Below are 21,845 nucleotides of genomic sequence, written 5' to 3' on the forward strand. Positions count from 1 at the left end.
TTTGCGTATAATAGACTCGTCCAAATACATAACACTTACAGGAGGTTCCAACTCATGTCCTACCAACATATTACTTACAGCATCGACAGCAACGGCACGATCTACAACAACGACTCAATCGAAGCATCTGTCATTTCAGATATCGTTCTTGATTTCCAAACAGGTATCTACGACTATATCATTATCACACCAAGTCAGCCGATCGAACATAGTATCTACATACAAGCCGCTTCGGAGCAACATGAAGGGGAAGGGATGGTGATTGAGATTCGGTTGGTACCTGAAGGCGACAAATCGGCTTTTCAACATTATGCTTACCACACATCCAGTCATCAGGAAATTATTCAAATCTTATTAGATTACTGGGGAGTGCAGAAGTTACCGAATCTGGTGAACTGGCATAATATCACGAACGAATTTTAAAATTTCATGATACTAAAAGACTTATTCGAAAAAAGAAAAAGCACTCACATCTCCCTTAAAAAATAAATAATGTAAGCGTATACTTTTTCTCTTGCCAAATGAATAAAACGATGATATTCTTGTTTTAGGGATTGTTACTGAAAAGGCAAAACCCAGTACATGTAGCTAGGTCTGACATGTGTTGGGTTTTGCCTTTTTGCGTATTATATCTCGATCTGGAGCAATTAAGTATAGCTTTATAGTAAGCGCTTACTATAAAGTGAGAACCACTGCTAAGTATGTAGCTACACTCAACAAAATATCTATAGGATTGTTACTGGTCATGCAGGCAAAACCTAATCAGATCGTATCGTATATGACTATACGCGGTCTAGTTAGGTTTTGCCTTTTTTCGTACTTCACTGTCAAAGGAGCGATATCCCATGAAATATGAACAATTGGCAAAAGACATTATCCACAATATCGGTGGTCGGGACAATGTAAATAGTTTGACACACTGTATCACACGATTACGTTTTAAATTAAAAGACGAGAGCAAAGCAAATACGGATGTACTTAAAAATATGGATGGTGTTGTAACTGTTATTCAGAGCGGTGGACAATATCAGGTCGTTATTGGTAACCATGTACCTGATGTATATGCCGAAGTAAATGCAGTCGGAGGCTTTCAAGCTGATACAGCACAAGATACATCTAGTGATGAAAAGGTAAGTTTATTCAACCGTTTTATTGATATGATTTCTGGCGTATTTACTCCAATTCTGGGCGTTTTATGTGCAACAGGGATGATTAAAGGATTTACCGCATTATTGCTTGCATTACATGTATTAACCACAGAATCAGGAACGTACCAGATTCTTAATGCATTAGGTGACTGTCTATTTTATTTCTTTCCTATCTTTCTTGGTTATACGGCTGCGAAAAAGTTCAATGCCAACATCTTTATCGGGATGGCGATTGGAGCAACACTGGTTTATCCTTCGCTTAGTGGCTTAACCGCTGGCGCTCCATTGTATACTTTATTTGCAGGTACATTGTTTGAATCGCCGATCCATATTACGTTTTTAGGAATTCCTGTCATTTTGATGACGTATTCGTCTAGTGTTATTCCGATTATTTTAGCAACGTATGTAGGTTCGAAATTAGAAGTATTTTTCAAAAAAATTATTCCAAGTGTTGTTCGTACATTCTTGGTTCCGTTCTGTACATTGCTTGTTATTGTTCCGTTAACGCTACTTATTATTGGACCTATCGCTACATGGGCAGGTCAATTGTTAGGGGCAGGCACACTATTTGTCTATAATTTAAGCCCGATTATTGAAGGAATGTTGATCGGTGCATTCTGGCAAGTATTTGTTATTTTCGGCTTACACTGGGGTCTGGTTCCGATTGTGATCAATAACTTAACAGTGATGAAATTCGATCCAGTTTTAGCAGGGATGTTCGGAGCTTCATTTGCACAGACAGGTGTTGTATTGGCGATCTTACTTAAAACGAAAAATGTCAAACTCAAATCGCTTTCGATTCCGGCATTTATCTCGGGTATTTTCGGTGTAACAGAGCCTGCGATCTATGGAATCACGCTTCCTCGTAAAAAACCATTTATTATCAGTTGTATAGCAGCTGCGGTAGGTGGAGGTATTATCGGGTTTGCAGGTACTAAAGCTTATATTATGGGTGGATTGGGTATTTTCGGGATTCCAAGTTATATCGGTCCAAATGGTATCGATGCTGGATTCTATGGAATGTTGATTGGTATCGGAGTTAGTTTTGTGCTTGGATTTGCCATTATGTATGCTATGTTCCAAGACGATAAAGAAACAGCAAAAGTCACAGAACCACAAGCACCCAAAACAACGATCCAAATCGCTCAAGAAACGATTGCAAGTCCATTACAAGGAACGATTCTTCCACTTAGTGCTGTAGAAGATGAAGCATTTTCCTCAGGTGCGCTTGGTAAAGGGATAGCAATTGAACCGTCTGAAGGTAAAGTATATTCGCCTGTTGATGGCGTATTAACTTCGATGTTGTCCTCAGGGCATGCACTTGGGATCACCAGTGATCATGGAGTCGATATTTTGATCCATGTAGGACAAGATACCGTGAAGTTAAAAGGCAAACATTTCACACCAAAAGTAAAACAAGGCGATATCGTTACCAAAGGACAATTATTGATGGAATTCGATATCGAAGCGATCAAAGCCGCTGGATATATCGTGACTACACCGGTTATTATTTCCAATACAGCTAATTTCCAAGATGTAGTACAGACAGATAAACAAGCGATTCATTTCAAAGAAGATCTGATCACTGTTTTGATCTAATATACTGACAACTATCTAACAGGAGGAATTGCACAATGAGCGCATTACAGCCTACATTTCCACAAGGATTTCTATGGGGAGGAGCGACAGCAGCGAATCAGCTAGAAGGCGGATATGATCAAGGTGGGAAAGGTCTAAGCACCTCGGATATGTTAACCGCAGGTACACATACGACTTCTCGCCGAATCACAACGGAACTCGATCCTGCATTAAACTATCCGAGCCATGAAGCGATTGATTATTTCCATAGGTATAAAGAAGATATTGTTCTTTTTGGCGAAATGGGATTTAAAGTGTTCCGCATGTCGATTGCGTGGTCACGTATATTCCCGAATGGCGATGATCTGGAACCTAATGAAGAAGGATTACAGTTCTATGATCAAGTATTTGCTGAATTGAAAAAACATAATATTGAGCCATTAGTAACGATATCTCACTATGAAGCCCCTTTTGCTCTGGCGCAAAAATATAACGGATGGTCAGATCGTCGTCTGATAGAGTTTTATATACGTTATTGCGAGACTTTATTTACAAGGTATAAAGACACAGTGAAATACTGGTTGACCTTTAATGAAATCAATATTTTGACGCTACCGTTTGGAACATTTCTAGCTGGAGCGATGATTCCCAAAGGCAATGGAGAATTAGTTGATACATCACAAGATGATCCGCAAGCACGATATCAAGCACTTCATCATCAATTTGTCGCTAGTGCCCAAGCTGTGAAGTTAGGGCATCAAATCAATCCTGATTTCAAAATCGGTTGTATGATTGCTTATATGTGTTCGTATCCGCTGACTTCGAATCCAGAAGATGTGATTTTAGCGCAACAGAAAGATAATTTAACGAACTTCTTGTGTTCAGACGTACAGGTGAGAGGTGCTTATCCGGGCTTTGCTAAGCGTTATTTTGCAGATCATGGGATTGAACTTGTGATCGAACCGGAAGATGAGCAGACTTTGAAAGAAGGGTGTGTCGATTATTATACATTTAGCTATTATTCTTCCACTTGTGTGAGCGCTGATCCTGATCAAGAACAAGTAGGCGGTAATCTATCGATGGGACTCAAAAACCCGTACCTCAAAGCAAGTGATTGGGGATGGCAGATCGATCCACAAGGATTACGCTGGTCACTAAATAATATTTATAACCGTTATCAGATTCCATTAATGCTTGTAGAAAATGGTCTGGGTGCTGTCGATGAAGTACAAACAGATGGCAGTATTCATGACGATTACCGGATTGAGTATTTGAAGCAACATGTGGTCGCAATGCAAGAAGCGATCGCTGATGGAGTCGACCTGATCGGTTATACGCCATGGGGTTGTATTGATCTTGTGAGTGCCGGTACAGGCGAGATGAAGAAACGATATGGATTTATCTATGTGGATAAAGACAACGAAGGTAAAGGTACACTAGATCGCTCACGTAAAGATAGCTTTTTCTGGTATCAGAAAGTGATTGAGAGTAATGGAGCCATGTTGGAATAGAGATATTTGAATAAATTATTGCTACGATACAATAAAAAGTCTGCTGTGCTCCTTAAAAAGAGGTAAGCAGACTTTTTTTATGTTAATTCAATATTTAGCAATTTAATATATTGTAATTATCTAAGCCAATAAGTCATAATTTGAAAGCAGAATCATCAAATTAAAATATGTAAACTGCCATTCTAACTCTACAAGTTGAATCTAACACTGTTAGATGGTATCATGAACCAATAAGAAGTAAATACCCATCTTGTAGGGTTAGATAAGAGGGATAACATGAATAAAAAACTAGCAGTGACAGAAGCCAGAGTATTAGAAGCATCGTGGGAATTGTTAACTCAAGATGGAATTGAAAAGTTCAGTATGCGTAAATTAGCCAAGCTGATCGGGATTCAAGCACCATCGATTTATTGGTATTTTAAAAGCAAACAATTGCTTTTTCAGGCACTAGCCAATCATGTAGCTAAAGATGTTCTTTTGGCTATGGAGCCACAGGGAGATTGGAAAGAACAATTACATCATTATGCTGTTACAATGCGCAATCAGTTAAAAAAGTATCCTTGCTCTGCACAATTATTAATGCAAACATTGCCTTTAGAAAGTGATTATTTACAGATGATTGATCAATTTCTACAAGCTCTGGAACCACTCTCTCTTACAGACAAAGAAAAGTTTAACTATATTATCTGTATTATTAACTATGTATTGTGTCATGAATTAGACGAGTATGAACGTCAACAAGTAGAGAATGAGCTGGAAGATGAAAATCAACAGTCACTAGAAGAATGGGCACTTCGTGCATTTGAACAAGTTCCTCCTGAAAAAGTCAGTATTATTCGCAGAATGTATACAAACGGCTTATTTGGAGAAGTAGGTACAGATGAGATGTTTGAAGCAGGGCTGGATATTTTTCTAAGTGGAATCGAACAACGAATTGCAGCCAATTTATGATCAGCCTAAGCATCACTAGCAATAGTTATGATATCTAAAAAATCCCTGTATTCTAACCTTAATCAAGGAAGGAGTACAGGGATTTTGCAAGTGTTTGGTAAATGATCCGCTACCAATGAATTATAAGTCTAACGATACACATATTACGTAGTGACTTTAGCAAATAAAATAAAGAATATCATCAATTCTGCTAATACCACATGCGGTGATACCATCACCAACCAATCGAAAGCGAATAATATACCCAGTGTCAGTGCAAGTCCGATCATCACTTGAAATCGTGGCTTGAAATTATGGTAGCGATAGCGATGGAATACGATCATTACTGCTAAGAAATAAATCAGTACAGACGCAAAGGTAAAGCTCAAAATAAATAGATACGAAAGTTGCTCTAAAAAAAGCAGTTGAATTGCAGCGGCAATCATACTTAGTGAAAAGTAAATAAATAGATGCCCATACATAATCGTTTGTCCGGCAGTTTGTTTTTCTTTATCAACATGCTTTTCGACATTTTCGAAATATTGCCACCAGATTGCAATAATCAACACAAATGCCATTGCTGCAAACAAGATCGACGAAGGAGTGAATTGATCAGATTGCAGTACAGACAACATACTGATTACGGACTCTCCTAATAAGATTAATGTGAATAAAGCAAATCGTTCTAGCAAATGTGCAGTATGAATCGGCGTTTTGACCAGATTTTTGCGACCGATCAAAGGCACGATAATATCGACAGCTATACCTGCGTATAAAATAAGATAACGAATCCAAGAATCGAAAAATAAAGAACAACATGAAATAACAATCCCGACCCAGAAATACGTTCCGAAAAAACGAGCCGTTTCTTGGCGATGATGCTTCTCCTGCGTAGTGGTGATCATGTATTGAATAACCATCAATGCCCTGAGCCCAATATATCCGATCAGAAAAGGTATGTAATTTGAATCAAAATCGATATTGAGACTGGCGGTCATAATCAGTACAAAAAATAACTGCACACTCATAAATATCCGATCTTTGGAGCTGTCTTTGCCAAAGCGATTGTTGTATACACTTTGCCCGACCCAAGCCCACCAGATCGGAATAAAAATAAGTAAAAACTTACCTAACTGTTCGAGTGAAATGCCACCATGTTCTACATGAAGTAAGACATGGGTCGCTTTGGATACAGCAGCTACAAATAGCAGATCATAAAACAACTCTAGCCAGGTCACCTTTTTTTCTAACATCAATTGCCCCCTCTTTCACCAAACTTATTTCCATATCTATTGTATAGAATTGGAAGAAAAGTGTCAGCTTATTATTTTAGCATTATCGTAATTGAGTAGTTGTTATATGTAAAAGTACAACCTAAAAGTCCGCTATCTAGAGTAACTGATAGCGGACGGTATACCTATACGGATTCATTTTTATACAGGTACTAGATTGTATTTAATTGTGGATCATATTCTTTATTTAGAAGTGTCAGACTTTTCCGATTCTCCTGCTTCACGACCACTATGCTGGATCGAATCAGGAATAAATAGATTGCGTCCAGGTAGTTTGTTTTCCCACATGATTGAATTGTACAGACGTTCTGGATCAATCAGTGGAGAGCCCCCATTGATACGTGGAATCGTCATAAGATCAGTATCACGTGTGACCAGACCAAGTTCAGTTGTAAAAGCATAACGAATACCTACGTTTTGAGCGACTTTTTCTACTTCTGGTGTATGCAATCCGTAAGGATACGCAAATGTATTAATCACATGAGGAGTAAGCGGACGAAGTGCTTCTACACAGCGTCTAAGATCGTTCTCAATCCGTGCTAGATAATGTTCATGAGTCTCGGTTACGCCATCTTTTACCAGTGGAGCTGTAAGGGCATCAGTAGTATCGCTTGTTTTATAATGTAATTTGTCGGTATGCGCTTGAACTTCCATATTCGGATCAGAGCTAGTCATATTTTTAATTTCGGCTTTGGTCATATGAGGAGTGGCTACAAGAGCGCCTTTACTGAAATCTCCTGTAATCACAAAGCTTACACCGGGAATATGGCGCTCCTTCATAATCGGATACGCTGTAGTATAGAAATTCTCATATCCATCATCAAACGTCACTAAGACCGCATTATCCGGTACTTTGCCACCTTTCATAAAAAGACGGAACTGTTCCAGTGAAATAAAATTCATATCTTTAGAACGCAAATAATCCAATTGAGAAGCAAAAAGAGCAGGTGTAATAATATCTCCACCTTGTTTGATCGGATCAATATCATGATACATCAGTACAGCCACTTTATTTTGATAATGATCTTTTTTGGCAATCGAAGCAAATTGTTCTACAGGTGGAAGTTGATCTGCGGATAATGGTGGATTTACTGTTACGTTGGAAGTTCCTTGAATAGAATCTCCCAAGCGATCTGCTTGTGCAGTGGTAAAAGATGAGAAGAAATTTCGATCCGAATACACTGCCATCAAGATAAGCGCAATCGCTACTGTCGTTACAAGGCCCGTAACCACATACACAGATGTTTTGAATAATTTCATACATAGATCATCCTTTATTAGAAAGTGAGAGGCATCCATAGACATAATATCGGAAAATAGAGAGTGGGATATAACATATACAGTGTAAAAAATCATTCTGACTCGTATGTAGTCTATAAGATGCGTTTTGCAGCATTATATCGTACACTAAAAAGAAGTGATCTCATGTTCACATAATAGTACCATCTCTATATCGTTACGCCATGCCATAATGGGGATATAACATATATACTTATTTTTAAATCAAATTTTAACCAATGTAAACTGATATTATAGATCAAGTAATGAACGCAGAATGGAGCTGGAATATGAACTACCGTAATATGGAAGAATGTGTGAATGATCTGGAAAAAAACGGGCATTTGATTCGGATTCGTGAAGAAGTTGATCCTTATCTAGAGATGGCTGCGATTCATATGCGTGTATTTGAAGCAGGTGGGCCTGCACTGCTTTTTGAAAATGTAAAAGGTTCTAAATTCCGTGCCGTTTCTAATCTATTTGGCACTGTCGAACGAAGTAAATTTATTTTTAGAGATACATGGGAATCGACACAAAATGTGATTGCTTTACGCAATAATCCGATGCAAGCACTGAAGCATCCTTTTCAATATGTAGGTACAGGGCTGTCTGCTCGTAAAGCATTACCTTTGAAAAAATCGAGTGGATTACCTGCGGAATTTGAAGAAATTCAGATTGCTGATCTACCACTTATTCAGAACTGGCAAGATGATGGTGGAGCTTTTGTGACTTTGCCACAGGTCTATAGTGAAGATCCAGAAAAGCCCGGTATCATGAACTCGAATCTAGGTATGTATCGGGTGCAGTTGAATGGGAATGAGTATGAACTGAATCGAGAGATCGGTATCCATTATCAGATTCATCGGGGGATTGGGATTCATCAGGAGAAAGCTAATCGTCAAGGTAAACCGCTGAAAGTAAGCTGTTTTATCGGTGGCCCTCCAGCCCATACATTATCTGCGGTGATGCCTTTGCCTGAAGGAATGAGTGAATTAACATTTGCAGGATTGTTAGCAGGGCGACACTTTAGTTACAGTTATGTAGATGAATTTTGTATCAGTAATGATGCTGATTTTGTGATTACAGGTGAGATTTACCCGGATGAGACAAAGCCTGAAGGGCCGTTTGGCGATCATCTTGGATATTACAGTCTGACACATGAGTTCCCGATGTTACGAGTGCATAAAGTATACGCACGCAAAAATGCTATTTTCCCATTTACTGTAGTAGGCAGACCACCACAAGAAGATACAGCTTTTGGTGCTTTGATTCATGAGTTAACAGGTGGAGCGATCAAGCAAGAGATTCCCGGAGTCAAAGAAGTGCATGCTGTTGATGCGGCAGGTGTACATCCATTACTATTTGCAATTGGTAGTGAACGATACACGCCTTACCAGAAAGTAAAGCAACCGGCTGAAATTTTAACAATTGCCAATCGGATTCTAGGTACAGGACAGTTAAGTCTTGCCAAGTACTTATTTATGACAGCGGAAGAAGAAGAGACATTAGATTCTCACGATGTTGAACATTTTCTTACTTATATCTTGAAACGAATCAATTTGCATCGTGATATTCATTTCTATACGAATACAACGATTGATACACTGGATTATTCAGGAACAGGATTGAATACAGGTAGTAAAGTGATTTTCGCTGCTGTAGGAGAGCCAAAGCGAGAGTTATGTACAGAAGTTCCAGCGATTTTACATGATCTACCACAATGTGGAACAGCTCATCTGGTCATGCCGGGTGTAGTTGCTTTGCAAGGAGCTAGCTTTGTAGATTATGAGCATAACGAACAGCAATTAAATGATCTCTGTCAGGTGATTGCCGATCGTGGTGAATTACCAGATTGTCCATTGATTATTTTGTGTGATGATAGTCCATTTTTAAGTGCGACGATTGATAATTTCTTATGGGTTACCTTTACCCGTAGCAATCCATCTCATGATATATATGGAGTAAATAGCTTTACCAAGCACAAGCATTGGGGTTGCGATAATGTCATTATCGATGCACGCACTAAGCCTCATCAAGCTCCACCATTAATCCCTGATCCTACGGTAGCGCAACATATTGAGCGACTATTTGTACAGGGAGCTAGTTTGAATTCATTAGCCAAGTCATAATCAATAGAATCACAGAAATATTGCAAAAAGAACCTTTACTCTTACCTATAGAGAAAGGTTCTTTTTGTTGTAGCAAACATTTTCAAACGTTTCGTAGTTCAAATGGTAAGAAATGAAGAGTAAGAAAAGTTAAATATTGAAGTGATATATAGATGAATATACTATTTATAAAAGTTATAATGGAATATTAACTGACATATAATTTATAAAATTTGAAATTATATTCGTTAATTATACCAATTTGCACCTGCTTATTTAGAAATGATGACAATAAATCTATCATTAACTTTTAAAAATAAGAATAATACATATATAATAAGTCTATTCCTTAGCAATTCTTACATCAAAATTCAAAAGTTAAAAATAATCTTTAATAAATAAAAGCAGAGTTGATATAGAACAGTTCTGAATCATATAGATTTGTTCTATCTTCAAATAGATACAGAGCACAGGAAGGATGAGAGAGTATGAGCTTGGCAGAACTGAATCAACGTGTGAAAACAGACCTTTCTTATCTAGCATATGGAGGAGCCGATTGGGTACGTCCATTGCAACACCCTGAAGGACATGTCTATGATGTGGTTATTGTAGGTGGCGGTCAGAGTGGATTGGGTGCAGGTTTTGGATTGTTACGTGAGCGGATATCGAATATTTTGATTATTGATGAAAATAAAGAAGGCGTCGAAGGCCCCTGGGAAACATATGCGCGGATGGTAACGTTGCGTACACCCAAGCATTTAACTTCGATTGATCTAGGTATTCCTTCATTAACATTCCGTTCGTGGTGGGAAGCGCAGACAGGTGCAGAAGGATGGGAAGCAGTCAATAAAATTCCACGTGGAGATTGGATGAATTATCTACGCTGGTATCGCCAGATTCTGAATCTTCCAGTGCGTAATCATACTCGCTTGAAGCGGATTGAACCGACTGAAGAGGGAATTCATCGTCTGCATATCGAAAGTACACAATCATCGACTGTATCATCTACAGAAATATTGTTAGCACGCAAAGTAGTACTGGCAACAGGCATACAAGGGGGCGGAGAATGGCATGTGCCACCGATGATTCGTGATCATTTACCTGCACATCTCTATGCTCATACCTCGGCAAATATTGATTTCGAACCATTACGAGGTAAAAAAGTCGCTGTATTAGGCGGTGGAGCTTCTGCTTTTGATAATACGAATTTTGCACTTTCTCAAGGTGTCGGTGAAGCTCATGTATTTGTAAGACGTGAACATCTACCACGTATTAATCCTATTCGCCAAATGGAAGTCTCGGGGATGATCGAACGGTTTGCCGCTTTACAAGATGAAGATAAATATGCAGCTATCGGGCACTTTTTTAAATATAATCAACCACCTACCAATGATACATTTGAACGTGCATCGGCTTGGGATGGATTTCAACTTCATTTAGGCGCACCGTGGCTAAAAGTAGAGCAAGTGGGCGACCAAGCTGTTGTCACTACACCGCAAGGTACATTTTCGTTCGACTTTTTAATTATCAGTACAGGATTGTTAAGTGATCCAGCGTTACGTCCAGAATTGCAAGATGTAGAATCTTATATTGCACGTTGGAGTGACAAATATACACCACCAGCAGAAGTTGCCAATCCACTATTGGATGCTCATCCTTATCTTAGTCCGGGGTTTGCATTACAGAGCAGAGATGAAGTAGGGAAAGACAAATTGCATGGGCTGTATGTGTTTAACTATTCTGCATTGGTTAGTTGTGGGTTGTCGGCTTCTGCGATTTCAGGAATGCGCTTTGCGATACCGAAGTTAGTCGGGGCGATAGCTGACGAATTATTTTTAGATGATCGAGCAGATATTTTACATCAATTTTTTGCTTATGCAGAAGACGAATTTATCGGACAGTGGCCTAAAGTAGTCAACACTGTCGATGTATAATTTGTATAGTAACGAAGATTTCTTATAAAGATTTCGGATATACAACTAAACGAGCTTATGTATCCAAAAAGTGCTTATATGCAAAGAAGTCTAGCACGTAAAAAACCTGTAAACACATAAAGCGTGCTTACAGGTTTTTTTGTTTGTATTCATTTTCTAGTTGATCTACATAATCTTTAGCTTCTTTTAGTCCCCAACCACGAACTTCCCGTACTTCTTTGATCGCTTGAATTTTTTTGTTTTCATGAGTCAAAAACAATATTCGTTCTTCAAATGAAGCTTGATCTATCGTTGAGGGTACGCTTGTATGTTCTGGAGCACTTGTAGACGATGAGAGAGGTTTGGGACGATGGGTAGAAGTCAGTCCTCCATTACCCGGTCGATTTTTGAGCCATTCTAGATCTGATTTCATTTCATTCAGTTGACTTTGCAAGCTTATGACGCGCAATAGCAACAGTACGGACAACACAAGCGCAATTATCGCTACAATTTCATATGTATTCATTTGATAACTCCTTTCTATATGTACTCATCTACAAGAGTATAGCATAGATCAATTATAGGGTCATATGATCAACAGATTGAATATCATTTATACTATAAATAGATTAAATAATGATGCCTTTTGCCACATTATAACGTAAAATAATATAGTAGATTATCTACAGCATTTACATATGTAGCCACACAATAATGACTTTACGAATGAAGCTATAGGGAGCGTATTAGATGGAAAAATTATTACAGCAGGTAACAGATGAATTAATCGCTAATGTGATAGTAGAAAGTTTTCATTTTATGGAGCCTGTAAAAGTAAAAAATGCACCTCAGCCATGGATTTTACTCGGTGCAGGGAATTATGCTGCTGTATTTTATCATCCTGATTATGAAGATTATGCTGTCAAAGTATATGCAGTCGGTAAGCCCGGCTTACAAGAAGAAGCTAAAGTATATGAAAAGCTAGGCGTACATCCTGCCTATTCTGCTTGTTATTATGTAGGGGCAAACTTTTTGGTATTGAAACGTCTACGTGGTGTAACCGTCTATGAATGTATGAAAAAAGGGATTCTCGTATCCGAGCAAGCGATCAAAGATATTGATGCAGCACTAGATTATGCTCGCTCCAAAGGATTACGTCCTCATGATATTCATGGCAAAAATGTCATGGTCGAAAATGGACGAGGATTAATCGTCGATATCTCTGACTTTTACAAACAAGAAGAATGTAAAATGTGGAGCGACTTCAAAAAAGCCTATTACCGTTTGTATTTACCAGTAGCTTCTCGCATCTTATTTCCTGTTCCCGGCGTCATGTTAGAAGGCGTGCGCAAAGGCTATCAAGTATACCGCAAACGTAAAAAAGCCCAACTTGCCAGACACTGACTTTATGTAGTGTCTTTTTTTAGTTATACTCATACCTTATATATGGCTGATTGTGTTTGTCTTTATCAAAAAGAAGGTAATAGATAGGATTATGCTCTATGCAATCAATATTGAACTGGTTACTGTAATACTAACATCTACTAAGGAGGTCTAACTTATGATTCATCTTCCAGAACGGGTTGTACTGGCTAATCTACCGACCAAGATAGAAAAATTAGATCGTTTATCTGCACAGTTGCAAGGGCCTTCTTTGTATATCAAACGAGATGATCAGACAGGAACTGAATTTGCAGGTAACAAGATTCGTAAGCTGGAATATTGTATTCGTGAAGCACTGGATCAAGGGTGCGATACATTGATTACTTGTGGAGGGATTCAATCTAATCATTGTCGGGCTACCGCCGCGGCAGCAGCAAAGTTAGGCTTAAAAGCTATCGTTGTATTACGTGGTGAGCAACCTGATACGTATGAAGGAAATGTTTTATTGGATCATTTGTTAGGTGCAGAAGTACGCTGGATTAGTAGTGAAGCGTACCGTGATCACCGGATGGATATTATGAATGATATTGCTAGTGAAATCTCTGCACATGGACAACAAGCTTATGTTATTCCAGAAGGAGCTTCCAGTGGGATCGGTGCATTTGGATATTATACAGCGCTACAAGAAATCGTACAGCAAGAACAAGAGTTAGGAATTTCATTTGATGCGATTGTTGTAGCATTAGGGTCGGGTGGGACACATGCTGGATTACTGCTAGCTCAACAACTACTTGAGACTTCGCACCGGATCATAGGGATCAATGTATGTGATGATGAACAATATTTTCAAAAAGCGATCTCTACAGTTATCCAAGAAAGTTCGCAATATATTGATCAACCTGTACATATACCGTTAAAAGCGATAGAAATCATAGACGGTTATGTAGGGAAAGGCTATGCTCAGAGTCAACCGCAAGAATTAAAATGTATCCAAGACTTAGCTTCATTAGAGGGTGTGATTCTTGATCCTGTATATACGGGCAAAGCTTTTTACGGGTTATTAGAAGAAATTCACAAAGGCACATTCGAGGATATGCAAAACATTTTATTTATTCATACAGGTGGTCTGTATGGATTGTTTCCACATGCTTCATCGTTTCAATTTTGAAAGTGAACACAAAAAAGTCCACTAAACACACAATAATAAAGTGTTAGCAGACTTATAAGTTGTGGATAAATAAGTACATTATACGATGGTAATTTATTTTGACATAAGTTTATATCGTATAAAATCTACAAAAAATGATTATGCTGATGGTTTGTCTACTTCTGGAACGACTGGAGTAGCTTCTGCTGATTCGTCTTCTAGCTCAGCTTCAATCGCAGCAGATACTTTGATTACAACAGCTGTAGGATCTGTTAATACTTCAATTCCTTTGTGGAATTCAAGATCAGATACTAATAAATGATCACCGATACCGACTTTGGTAATATCGACTTCAAATGCACTTAACAAGTCATCAGGCATACAACGAACTTCAACTTCATACAATTCAACTTGCATAACGCCACCTTCGTATACACCAATAGGTTCGCCAGAGAAATGAATCGTTACTTTAGTGTCCATCGCTACATTCATATTCAATTGGTGAAAATCGATATGCAAGATTTTGCGACTAATCGGATCTTTTTGAATATGTTGAATCGTAACCGGCTTTTTACCTTTTTGCGGGATGTCAGCCATAAGAATAGCACGAGGATTTTCTTTAATAGTAGCTAAAAACAATTTCTCTTCCACCATCACAGAAACACTACCAATGTCTTTGCCGTACACAGTAGCAGGAATATGACCACTGTTTCTTAGACCGCGAATTTGCGAACCTGTTTGTTGGCTACTACGTTCATTTAATACGATAGCATTACTCATTTGTATTGCCTCCTTGGACATTCAAGAAAATTTTACGCAAAAAAAGCCGATTAGCAATGAATGTCTAATCAGCTCGCTATGCGAACACATTTTCTTGTTGTTATCTAATATGTTACTACAAGTTTAGTGCTTGTCAAATATGTTACCTTAGAAAGTGAATTATTTGACAACTTATCTATACAATGGTAAAGTTAGGGAAGCAGATAGGAACGGAAAGATACACATATCAGCTAAGAACATACATCATGACTACATTTAATAACGCACACTATAAATACACACTCCAATATAAAATCAACTCGATCTTAAGAAATAAAGATATCTTTATTTCTTTTTTGTTATTTGATTTTGGAAAAAAATATAATAAAAGGGAGATAATAACTATGAATGAAGAGACAACAAAACGCAATATTGTATTTTTGGGAACAAGTCTGCCAAGAGAATGCGGGTTGGCTACGTTCTCGCAAGATATGCTTGATGAAATCAAAAAAATAAATGACTTTAATCCACCGCATATTATGGCGGTTAATAATGATAAATCTTATGAATACGGCAGTCAGGTAATGGGTGAAATTAATCAATTTGAACGGGCAGATTACTTGCGAGCGGCTAATGATTTGAATCAATCCAATACAGATGTACTGGTTATTCAACATGAGTTCGGTATTTACGGCGGCGAAAGTGGAGAATATGTTGTCGAACTTGCAGCACAGTTAACGATACCTTTTATAGTTATTTTCCATACTGTTCTATCTGAACCTAGTGATAAACAGCGTCAGATTATGAAACAACTTGCTGATCTTAGTTATAAAGTAGTAACAATGGTAGAGAATAAAGTACAGGACTTAATCGAAGTGTATAATATTCCTGCTGAAAAAATAAAAATGTATCATCATGGTGTTCCTTTTGTTGACACAGGTAGTCGTACAGAATTGAAAGAGCGTTATGGATATAGCGATCGCCAAGTTTTATCTACATTTGGATTTTTGAGTCCAGGTAAAGGGATCGAATATGCTATTCAAGCGATGAGCGGTGTAGTCAAAACGCATCCAGAAGCACTTTATATTATCTGGGGCAAAACGCATCCTGTGGTTAAGCAACAAGTAGGTGAAGTATATCGTCAGAAGCTAACTGATTTGGTATCTGAACTTGGACTTGAAAATAATGTTGCTTTTGTCGATCGACTGTTAACACAAGAAGAAGTGGTTCAGTCGCTAGTATTGTCTGATGTGTATTTGACTCCTTATTTAGGCAAAGATCAAGCAGTTAGTGGCACGTTAGCTTATGGCATAGGGTATGGAAGAGTTATTATTTCGACTCCTTACCGTTATGCAATAGAAATGTTAGCAGATGGAAGAGGACTGCTGGCAGAATTTAACGACTCGGCTTCTTTGGAAACGCATATTTTGAATATATTAGATCATCCAGCACTTAAAGCAGAAATGGAAGAAAAAACGATGGCTTTGGGAAAAACAATGATGTGGAGCGAAGTTGCGAAGTCTTATGCTCAGTTGTTTCGTGAAGTCATGTCAAGCAGTTACGGATTAAAAGGGAGTGCAGTTTAAAATGGAAAATGTCATCGATTCAACGCCAACATCTACTCTATCAGCACACTATTTACGACGCTTAACCGATGATACAGGTATTTTTCAACATACCAAATTTGGTATTCCTGACCGTTCAAAAGGATATACTTCTGATGATAATGCAAGAGCATTAATAGCAGCGGTATTACTATACAAAACCAAACAAGATCAAGCGTCTCTGGATCTTGTTCATACGTATCTTGCGTTTATCTATCATGCTCAAAATGAAAATGGTAGTTTCCGTAACTTTATGGATTATAACCGTACATTTATAGAAAAAACAGGTTCAGAAGATTGTCAGGGCAGATGCCTATGGGCACTGGGTGTAACGATTGCTGAACCTTCGATTCCAGATAATTTGCAGAATACGTGTAAATTTATGATTAATCGTGCGCTTCCCTTTTTGGAAAATATCCGCGCGCCAAGAGCGATCGGTTATGCATTAATTGGTCTGACGACGATGTTAGAAACACCGGATGCACTAACCTATACATTCCCATTTGCTACAGGGGAAAGATCAGGCGCTTCTTTCTTACCACGTGCACGAATTGAAGCATTGATTCAGAATATGGGTATTCGTCTGCATAATCTATATCAAGGTCATGCCAGTGCAGATTGGCATTGGTTTGAAGATAAAGTGACTTATGGTAATGCTATGTTACCATGGGCTTTGTTCAAAGCATCTCAATTTTCGAACACTGCTGCTTTTCAGCAGACAGCGCGAGAAAGCTTAGATTTTCTAGCAGAATTAACATTTACAGATGAAGGTTATTTCAAACCGATTGGTAGTCATGGTTGGTTACAGCGTGGCAAGCCTGCTGCGCCGTATGATGAGCAACCGATTGAAGCTTCGGAAATGTTAATGGCTTGTTATGAAGCGTACAAAGTGCTTGGCGTGCAAAAGTATCATGATCAAGCTTTGCTATGTTATCAATGGTTCCACGGTCGCAATTCACGCAATGAATCGTTAATCGATCGTCAAACAGGTGGATGTTATGATGGAATTCATGCGGTAGGCTTAAATCTCAATCAAGGGTCAGAGAATATCGTCTCTTACTGCATGGCTCATGCGGTGATGGGTAATGAATAGATTTGCAACGATTCTGGCAGGTGGCGGAGGTACAAGATTCTGGCCTCTATCCCGTCAAGATCTTCCCAAACAATTATTAAATATCAGTGGTAATGATATTATGTTAAATGATACAATTCAGCGCTTTGATGGAGTTATCCCGATGGAGAATACGATTATTGTGACTCATCGTTCTCAAGCTGTTTTACTGGAAAGTATTATGCATACCAGTGTGCAAGCTTCTAATATTCTTGTCGAACCTGTATCCAAAAATACAGCCGCCAGTATTTTGCTAGCGGCTCTCTATATCGAAAAAAATCATGGGGATTCGTTAATGATTGTTTTTCCTTCCGATCATCATATCACTCAGGAAGAAAAATTTCGTGCTAAATTAGAAGAAGCATGCCAAATTGCTATGGAAACTGATAAAATTGTGACTATAGGAATTAAGCCTACTTTTGCAGCAACAGGCTATGGTTATATTTCATGTAAAAGTGAACCTATGATGAGTGTACCTTGTCCTGTATATGAAGTGGCTGAATTTGTAGAAAAGCCTACGTTTGTCAAAGCGAAGTCTTATCTGGAAACAGGTCATTATCTATGGAATAGTGGTATGTTTATCTGGAAAACGTCTACGATTATTGATAATTTTAAGCGTTTTCTGCCGAGATTGTACAAAACGATGGTTCCTTTGATTGCTTATCTAGGAACGGATCAAGAAGAAGAAATGATCAATCAGATTTATCCGCTATTGCAAAACATTTCGATCGATTACGGTATTCTAGAACGTTGTGATGAAGTGGTTGTGCTTGAAGGCGATTTTGGTTGGAATGATATCGGAAGCTGGGATGCATTGGGAGCTATTTTCCCACCGGATGAAGAAGGCAATATTGTCAAAGCCAATTATGTAGGTATTGATACGCGTAATTCGATTATTTATGGAGAAAAGCGATTGATTACTACGATAGGAATTGACCATTTAATTATTGCTGATACGGAAGATGCGTTGTTGATCTGTGCCAAAGATCGTGCGCAAGATATCAAAGATATGGTAATCATGCTAAAAGAAAAAGGACTTCAGGAATATACCTGAGAAAGGTTGCCTCTTACCTCATGATGAAATTAGAATGGGATATCAAAACGTGCCGGGAACTACTGCTAGAATATACACCTGCTAAGGAAAAAGGAACCAAGATTCACTTTACAGGAGTAGATAATCTGGATGTGTATAATATTACAGCTCCGTTTTGGAATGAAGGCGAATTGTATATTGCTGGACGTGTCGAAGCAAGAAATTCCGAAGATTCTGAAGTAATCTTTTTTACTCGTAATGGAGATGTTTGGGAACCGAAAGAAGATTTAACTCCGTTTCAATTACAAGATCCATTTATTACAAGGCTGGATAATGAATTGATTTTTGGTGGCGTTGAAATTTATCGTAATCAAGAACCAGATCATAAAATCATCGGATGGCGTACTTTATTGTATCGTGGCAAAACGATTCGTGATTTTGAATATGCAGTCAGTGGGCCCTGGAGTATGAAAGATCTTCGTCTCAATGAAATGGCTGATGGTAATATAGCTGTTTTTTCTAGACCTTTTGGTGTAGAAGGAGCGGTAGCTTTGATTGGATTTGGTATTTTTGAATCGTTTCAAAATTTGTCAGAGTCTAATATTATTAGCGCTCCTGTATTTAAAGATCAATTTGATAAAAATGAATGGGGCGGCGCTAACGAAATTCATTTATTGAAAAATGGCTTATTGGGTGTATTGGGGCATATAGCGTATCGAGACGAACAGAAAATGCTTCATTATCATGCGATGTCTTTTGTCGTGAATCCATGGACACGTGAGAAATCTGCAATGAAAATTATAGCAGTTCGAAGTGATTTTCCTGAAGGACCTGCTAAGCGTCCTGATCTGGTAGATGTTATTTTCAGTGGCGGAATGACTCGTGAAGCGAATGATCGTGCGATCTTGTACGTAGGTGCTAGTGATGTAGAATCGTATTGTCTGGATATTCCTGATCCATTTACAGAGTACGAGCAGATTGTTCTGGCAGAAGCGATGTCATAAGAGTCTATCAAGATCCTATTTTAGATAGAATTACGATACAAATAAAGAAGGCTATCTCCTGTCAGTAATCTGATAAGGGATAGCCTTTTATTTATGATCAGATTAAGCTTTCCGATCATTGGTATAGAAACGCTCCCAATTAGAATAGAGATCAATAACGTACATATGATACAGATTGCTTTACAAAATGTATTAGTTTACCGAAAAGAATAATAGTGAATCTTATCAAACAATCCAATTTCCTCCAAATATTTATCAAAATGTGAACGAAAACAGTCATTGATTGAATTTTTATGGATTATTTTGAACGAAAATGATTGTTTTTTGTTAGGTTTGTGATACGATAGTTGGAGTTGGAGGAATGAACATGCTGACAGAAGAACGCTACCATTTAATTCTACAGCGCTTACAGGAACGAAGCATAGTTAAATTACAAGAATTAGTTGATATTTTAGGTGCTTCTGAATCAACGATTCGACGTGATTTGATCGATCTTGAAAGTCGCCAACTGCTAAAGCGTATACATGGGGGAGCAGCCCTAGTTCATCAAAAAAGCCAGGAACCTGGTATGGACGAAAAAACATTCACAAACGTTCAACAAAAAGATGTAATCGCCAAATTAGCAGCACAAGAGCTTTTGGATGGAGAATGTATCTATCTAGATGCAGGTACCACTACGCTTGCCATGATTCCTTATATTGAAGCCAAAGACATTACAGTCGTGACCAATGGATTGTCTCATGTAGAAGCGCTCGTTCATCAACAGATCCGCAGTTATTTGTTGGGAGGGATGATGAAAATGCATACCAAAGCCGTTATTGGAAGTATAGCGCTCCAAAATATGGACAACTTCCGCTTTGATAAATGTTTTCTCGGAGCAAACGGTATTGATGCAGAGATGGGATATACGACTCCAGACCCTGAAGAAGCTTTAATTAAAAGACGTGCACATGAATTGTCCAGTCAGACGTATATATTAGCTGACTCTAGTAAGATCGGTGAGATTACGTTTGCCAAATTGTTTAGTCTTAATGAAGCCGTATTGATCACAGAAGCGATGCCAGAACAATGGCAACGTTCGATTGCTCAAAAAACTAAAATAATCGAGGGATAACCATGATATATACAATAACGCTTAATCCTTCCATAGACTATATCGTGGAAGTGGACGAATTGAAGTTAGGTGACTTGAACCGCATGAAGCGTGACTTAAAGCTTCCGGGTGGTAAAGGCATTAATGTATCTCGTATTTTGAATCGTTTGGATGCACCGAATACAGCACTTGGATTTGTCGGTGGATTTTCCGGTCAATATATAGAAGATAAACTTCATGCTGAACATATTTCGACTGATTTTGTTCATGTGGCAGACGATACACGTATCAATGTAAAGCTCAAGCATGGAGAAGAAACAGAGATTAATGGTCAAGGGCCGAATATCAGTACGGAAGAAGCTGATGCACTGGTAGCCAAATTATCTCAATTGCACAAAGAAGACGTGGTTGTTCTTTCAGGAAGTGTACCACCGTCTTTGGGAGCGAATTTCTATGATCGTCTGATCGAAGTATGTAAGCAGACAGGAGCAGAATTTGTAATTGATACGACAGGACCAGCATTGCTCAAAGCACTTGCAGATCGTCCATTATTAGTGAAGCCTAATCATCATGAATTAGCAGAACTGTTCAGCGTTGTGATTGCAAGTCGTGAAGATATTATTACGTACGGTCGCAAATTGCTAGAACTTGGTGCTCAACATGTATTGATCTCGATGGCTGGTGATGGTGCATTATTAATTACACCGGAAGAAGTCTATCACGCTAATGTGCCTAAAGGAACCGTCAAAAACTCTGTTGGAGCAGGCGATTCTATGATCGCTGGATTTACCGGTACACTGGTATCGACTCATGATCCTCTTGAAGCTTTCCGTACAGGTGTTGCTTCTGGTAGTGCAACTGCTTTTTCAGACGATCTAGCGACACGTGAAAAAATTGAAGAATTACGCCCACAAGTTACTATTGTTACATTATAGAAGCTATTGATTGAATCC

General features: G+C 38.4%; 18 protein-coding genes. 14 read left to right on the plus strand and 4 right to left on the minus strand.

From position 1 onward, the window contains the following. Window positions 1–54: 54 nt before the first annotated feature. The 4 genes from QE450_RS04460 (at window position 55) to QE450_RS04475 (ending at window position 5,188) form a co-directional block, all read left to right on the plus strand. Window positions 55–423 carry a hypothetical protein gene (locus QE450_RS04460; RefSeq protein WP_307297296.1) on the plus strand — a complete coding sequence of 123 codons (369 nt, stop codon included), beginning with the start codon at window positions 55–57 and terminating at the stop codon, window positions 421–423. A gap of 422 nt (window positions 424–845) precedes the next feature. After that, complete coding sequence (locus QE450_RS04465; RefSeq protein ID WP_274170471.1) at window positions 846–2,747, plus strand: beta-glucoside-specific PTS transporter subunit IIABC; 1,902 nt, start codon at window positions 846–848, stop codon at window positions 2,745–2,747. A 35-nt stretch (window positions 2,748–2,782) separates the two neighbouring features. After that, the gene (locus tag QE450_RS04470; RefSeq protein ID WP_307297298.1) at window positions 2,783–4,237 is read left to right on the plus strand and encodes a glycoside hydrolase family 1 protein; all 1,455 of its coding nucleotides are present in this window, start codon (window positions 2,783–2,785) and stop codon (window positions 4,235–4,237) included. Between the two features lie 276 nt (window positions 4,238–4,513). Next, window positions 4,514–5,188 (plus strand): TetR/AcrR family transcriptional regulator, encoded by a 675-nt coding sequence (locus QE450_RS04475; RefSeq protein WP_274170469.1) that lies wholly within the window; start codon window positions 4,514–4,516, stop codon window positions 5,186–5,188. A gap of 143 nt (window positions 5,189–5,331) precedes the next feature. Here the strand turns inward: QE450_RS04475 and QE450_RS04480 are convergent, their stop codons facing one another. Together QE450_RS04480 and QE450_RS04485 are read right to left on the minus strand one after the other, a co-directional pair. Continuing rightward, a complete protein-coding gene (locus QE450_RS04480) occupies window positions 5,332–6,420 on the minus strand; it encodes a low temperature requirement protein A (protein WP_307297302.1) in 1,089 nt (362 codons plus the stop codon). Window positions 6,421–6,642: 222 nt separating this feature from the next. Beyond that, window positions 6,643–7,719, minus strand: a complete 1,077-nt coding sequence (locus tag QE450_RS04485; protein ID WP_273615553.1) for a polysaccharide deacetylase family protein — start codon at window positions 7,717–7,719, stop codon at window positions 6,643–6,645. Between the two features lie 308 nt (window positions 7,720–8,027). On the opposite strand from QE450_RS04485, the gene QE450_RS04490 reads away from it, so the two are divergent. Then, a complete protein-coding gene (locus QE450_RS04490) occupies window positions 8,028–9,866 on the plus strand; it encodes a UbiD family decarboxylase (protein WP_307297304.1) in 1,839 nt (612 codons plus the stop codon). Between the two features lie 467 nt (window positions 9,867–10,333). Continuing rightward, window positions 10,334–11,779 (plus strand): FAD/NAD(P)-binding protein, encoded by a 1,446-nt coding sequence (locus QE450_RS04495; protein WP_307297307.1) that lies wholly within the window; start codon window positions 10,334–10,336, stop codon window positions 11,777–11,779. Window positions 11,780–11,906: 127 nt separating this feature from the next. On the opposite strand, the gene QE450_RS04500 is transcribed toward QE450_RS04495, so the two are convergent. Further along, the gene (locus QE450_RS04500) at window positions 11,907–12,284 is read right to left on the minus strand and encodes a ribosomal protein L7/L12 (protein ID WP_274170464.1); all 378 of its coding nucleotides are present in this window, start codon (window positions 12,282–12,284) and stop codon (window positions 11,907–11,909) included. A 224-nt stretch (window positions 12,285–12,508) separates the two neighbouring features. Between QE450_RS04500 and QE450_RS04505 the strand changes: the two genes are divergently transcribed. Both QE450_RS04505 and QE450_RS04510 read left to right on the plus strand, forming a co-directional pair. Beyond that, the gene (locus tag QE450_RS04505) at window positions 12,509–13,162 is read left to right on the plus strand and encodes a serine/threonine protein kinase (protein ID WP_307297310.1); all 654 of its coding nucleotides are present in this window, start codon (window positions 12,509–12,511) and stop codon (window positions 13,160–13,162) included. Between the two features lie 157 nt (window positions 13,163–13,319). Beyond that, the gene (locus tag QE450_RS04510; RefSeq protein WP_307297313.1) at window positions 13,320–14,309 is read left to right on the plus strand and encodes a D-cysteine desulfhydrase family protein; all 990 of its coding nucleotides are present in this window, start codon (window positions 13,320–13,322) and stop codon (window positions 14,307–14,309) included. Between the two features lie 138 nt (window positions 14,310–14,447). On the opposite strand, the gene QE450_RS04515 is transcribed toward QE450_RS04510, so the two are convergent. Further along, complete coding sequence (locus QE450_RS04515) at window positions 14,448–15,068, minus strand: 50S ribosomal protein L25 (RefSeq protein WP_273615560.1); 621 nt, start codon at window positions 15,066–15,068, stop codon at window positions 14,448–14,450. Window positions 15,069–15,451: 383 nt separating this feature from the next. Between QE450_RS04515 and QE450_RS04520 the strand changes: the two genes are divergently transcribed. The 6 genes from QE450_RS04520 to pfkB all read left to right on the plus strand — a co-directional run bounded on the left by QE450_RS04520 (window position 15,452) and on the right by pfkB (window position 21,827). Beyond that, window positions 15,452–16,633, plus strand: coding sequence for a glycosyltransferase family 4 protein (locus tag QE450_RS04520; protein WP_204824797.1), 1,182 nt, complete (start codon window positions 15,452–15,454; stop codon window positions 16,631–16,633). A 1-nt stretch (window position 16,634) separates the two neighbouring features. After that, entirely contained in the window at window positions 16,635–17,744 is a 1,110-nt protein-coding gene (locus QE450_RS04525; protein ID WP_307297316.1) for a prenyltransferase/squalene oxidase repeat-containing protein, read from the plus strand. After that, window positions 17,737–18,816 (plus strand): mannose-1-phosphate guanylyltransferase, encoded by a 1,080-nt coding sequence (locus tag QE450_RS04530; RefSeq protein WP_273615562.1) that lies wholly within the window; start codon window positions 17,737–17,739, stop codon window positions 18,814–18,816. The genes QE450_RS04525 and QE450_RS04530 overlap by 8 nt, the downstream gene beginning before the upstream one ends. A gap of 20 nt (window positions 18,817–18,836) precedes the next feature. Further along, complete coding sequence (locus QE450_RS04535) at window positions 18,837–19,799, plus strand: DUF1861 family protein (protein ID WP_273615563.1); 963 nt, start codon at window positions 18,837–18,839, stop codon at window positions 19,797–19,799. Window positions 19,800–20,166: 367 nt separating this feature from the next. Continuing rightward, entirely contained in the window at window positions 20,167–20,913 is a 747-nt protein-coding gene (locus tag QE450_RS04540; protein WP_273615564.1) for a DeoR/GlpR family DNA-binding transcription regulator, read from the plus strand. Between the two features lie 2 nt (window positions 20,914–20,915). Further along, window positions 20,916–21,827, plus strand: coding sequence for a 1-phosphofructokinase (pfkB, locus tag QE450_RS04545; protein ID WP_273615565.1), 912 nt, complete (start codon window positions 20,916–20,918; stop codon window positions 21,825–21,827). Window positions 21,828–21,845 lie beyond the last annotated feature (18 nt).

The organism is Paenibacillus sp. SORGH_AS_0306 (assembly GCF_030819345.1).
Taxonomy (GTDB): domain Bacteria; phylum Bacillota; class Bacilli; order Paenibacillales; family Paenibacillaceae; genus Saccharibacillus; species Saccharibacillus kyungheensis.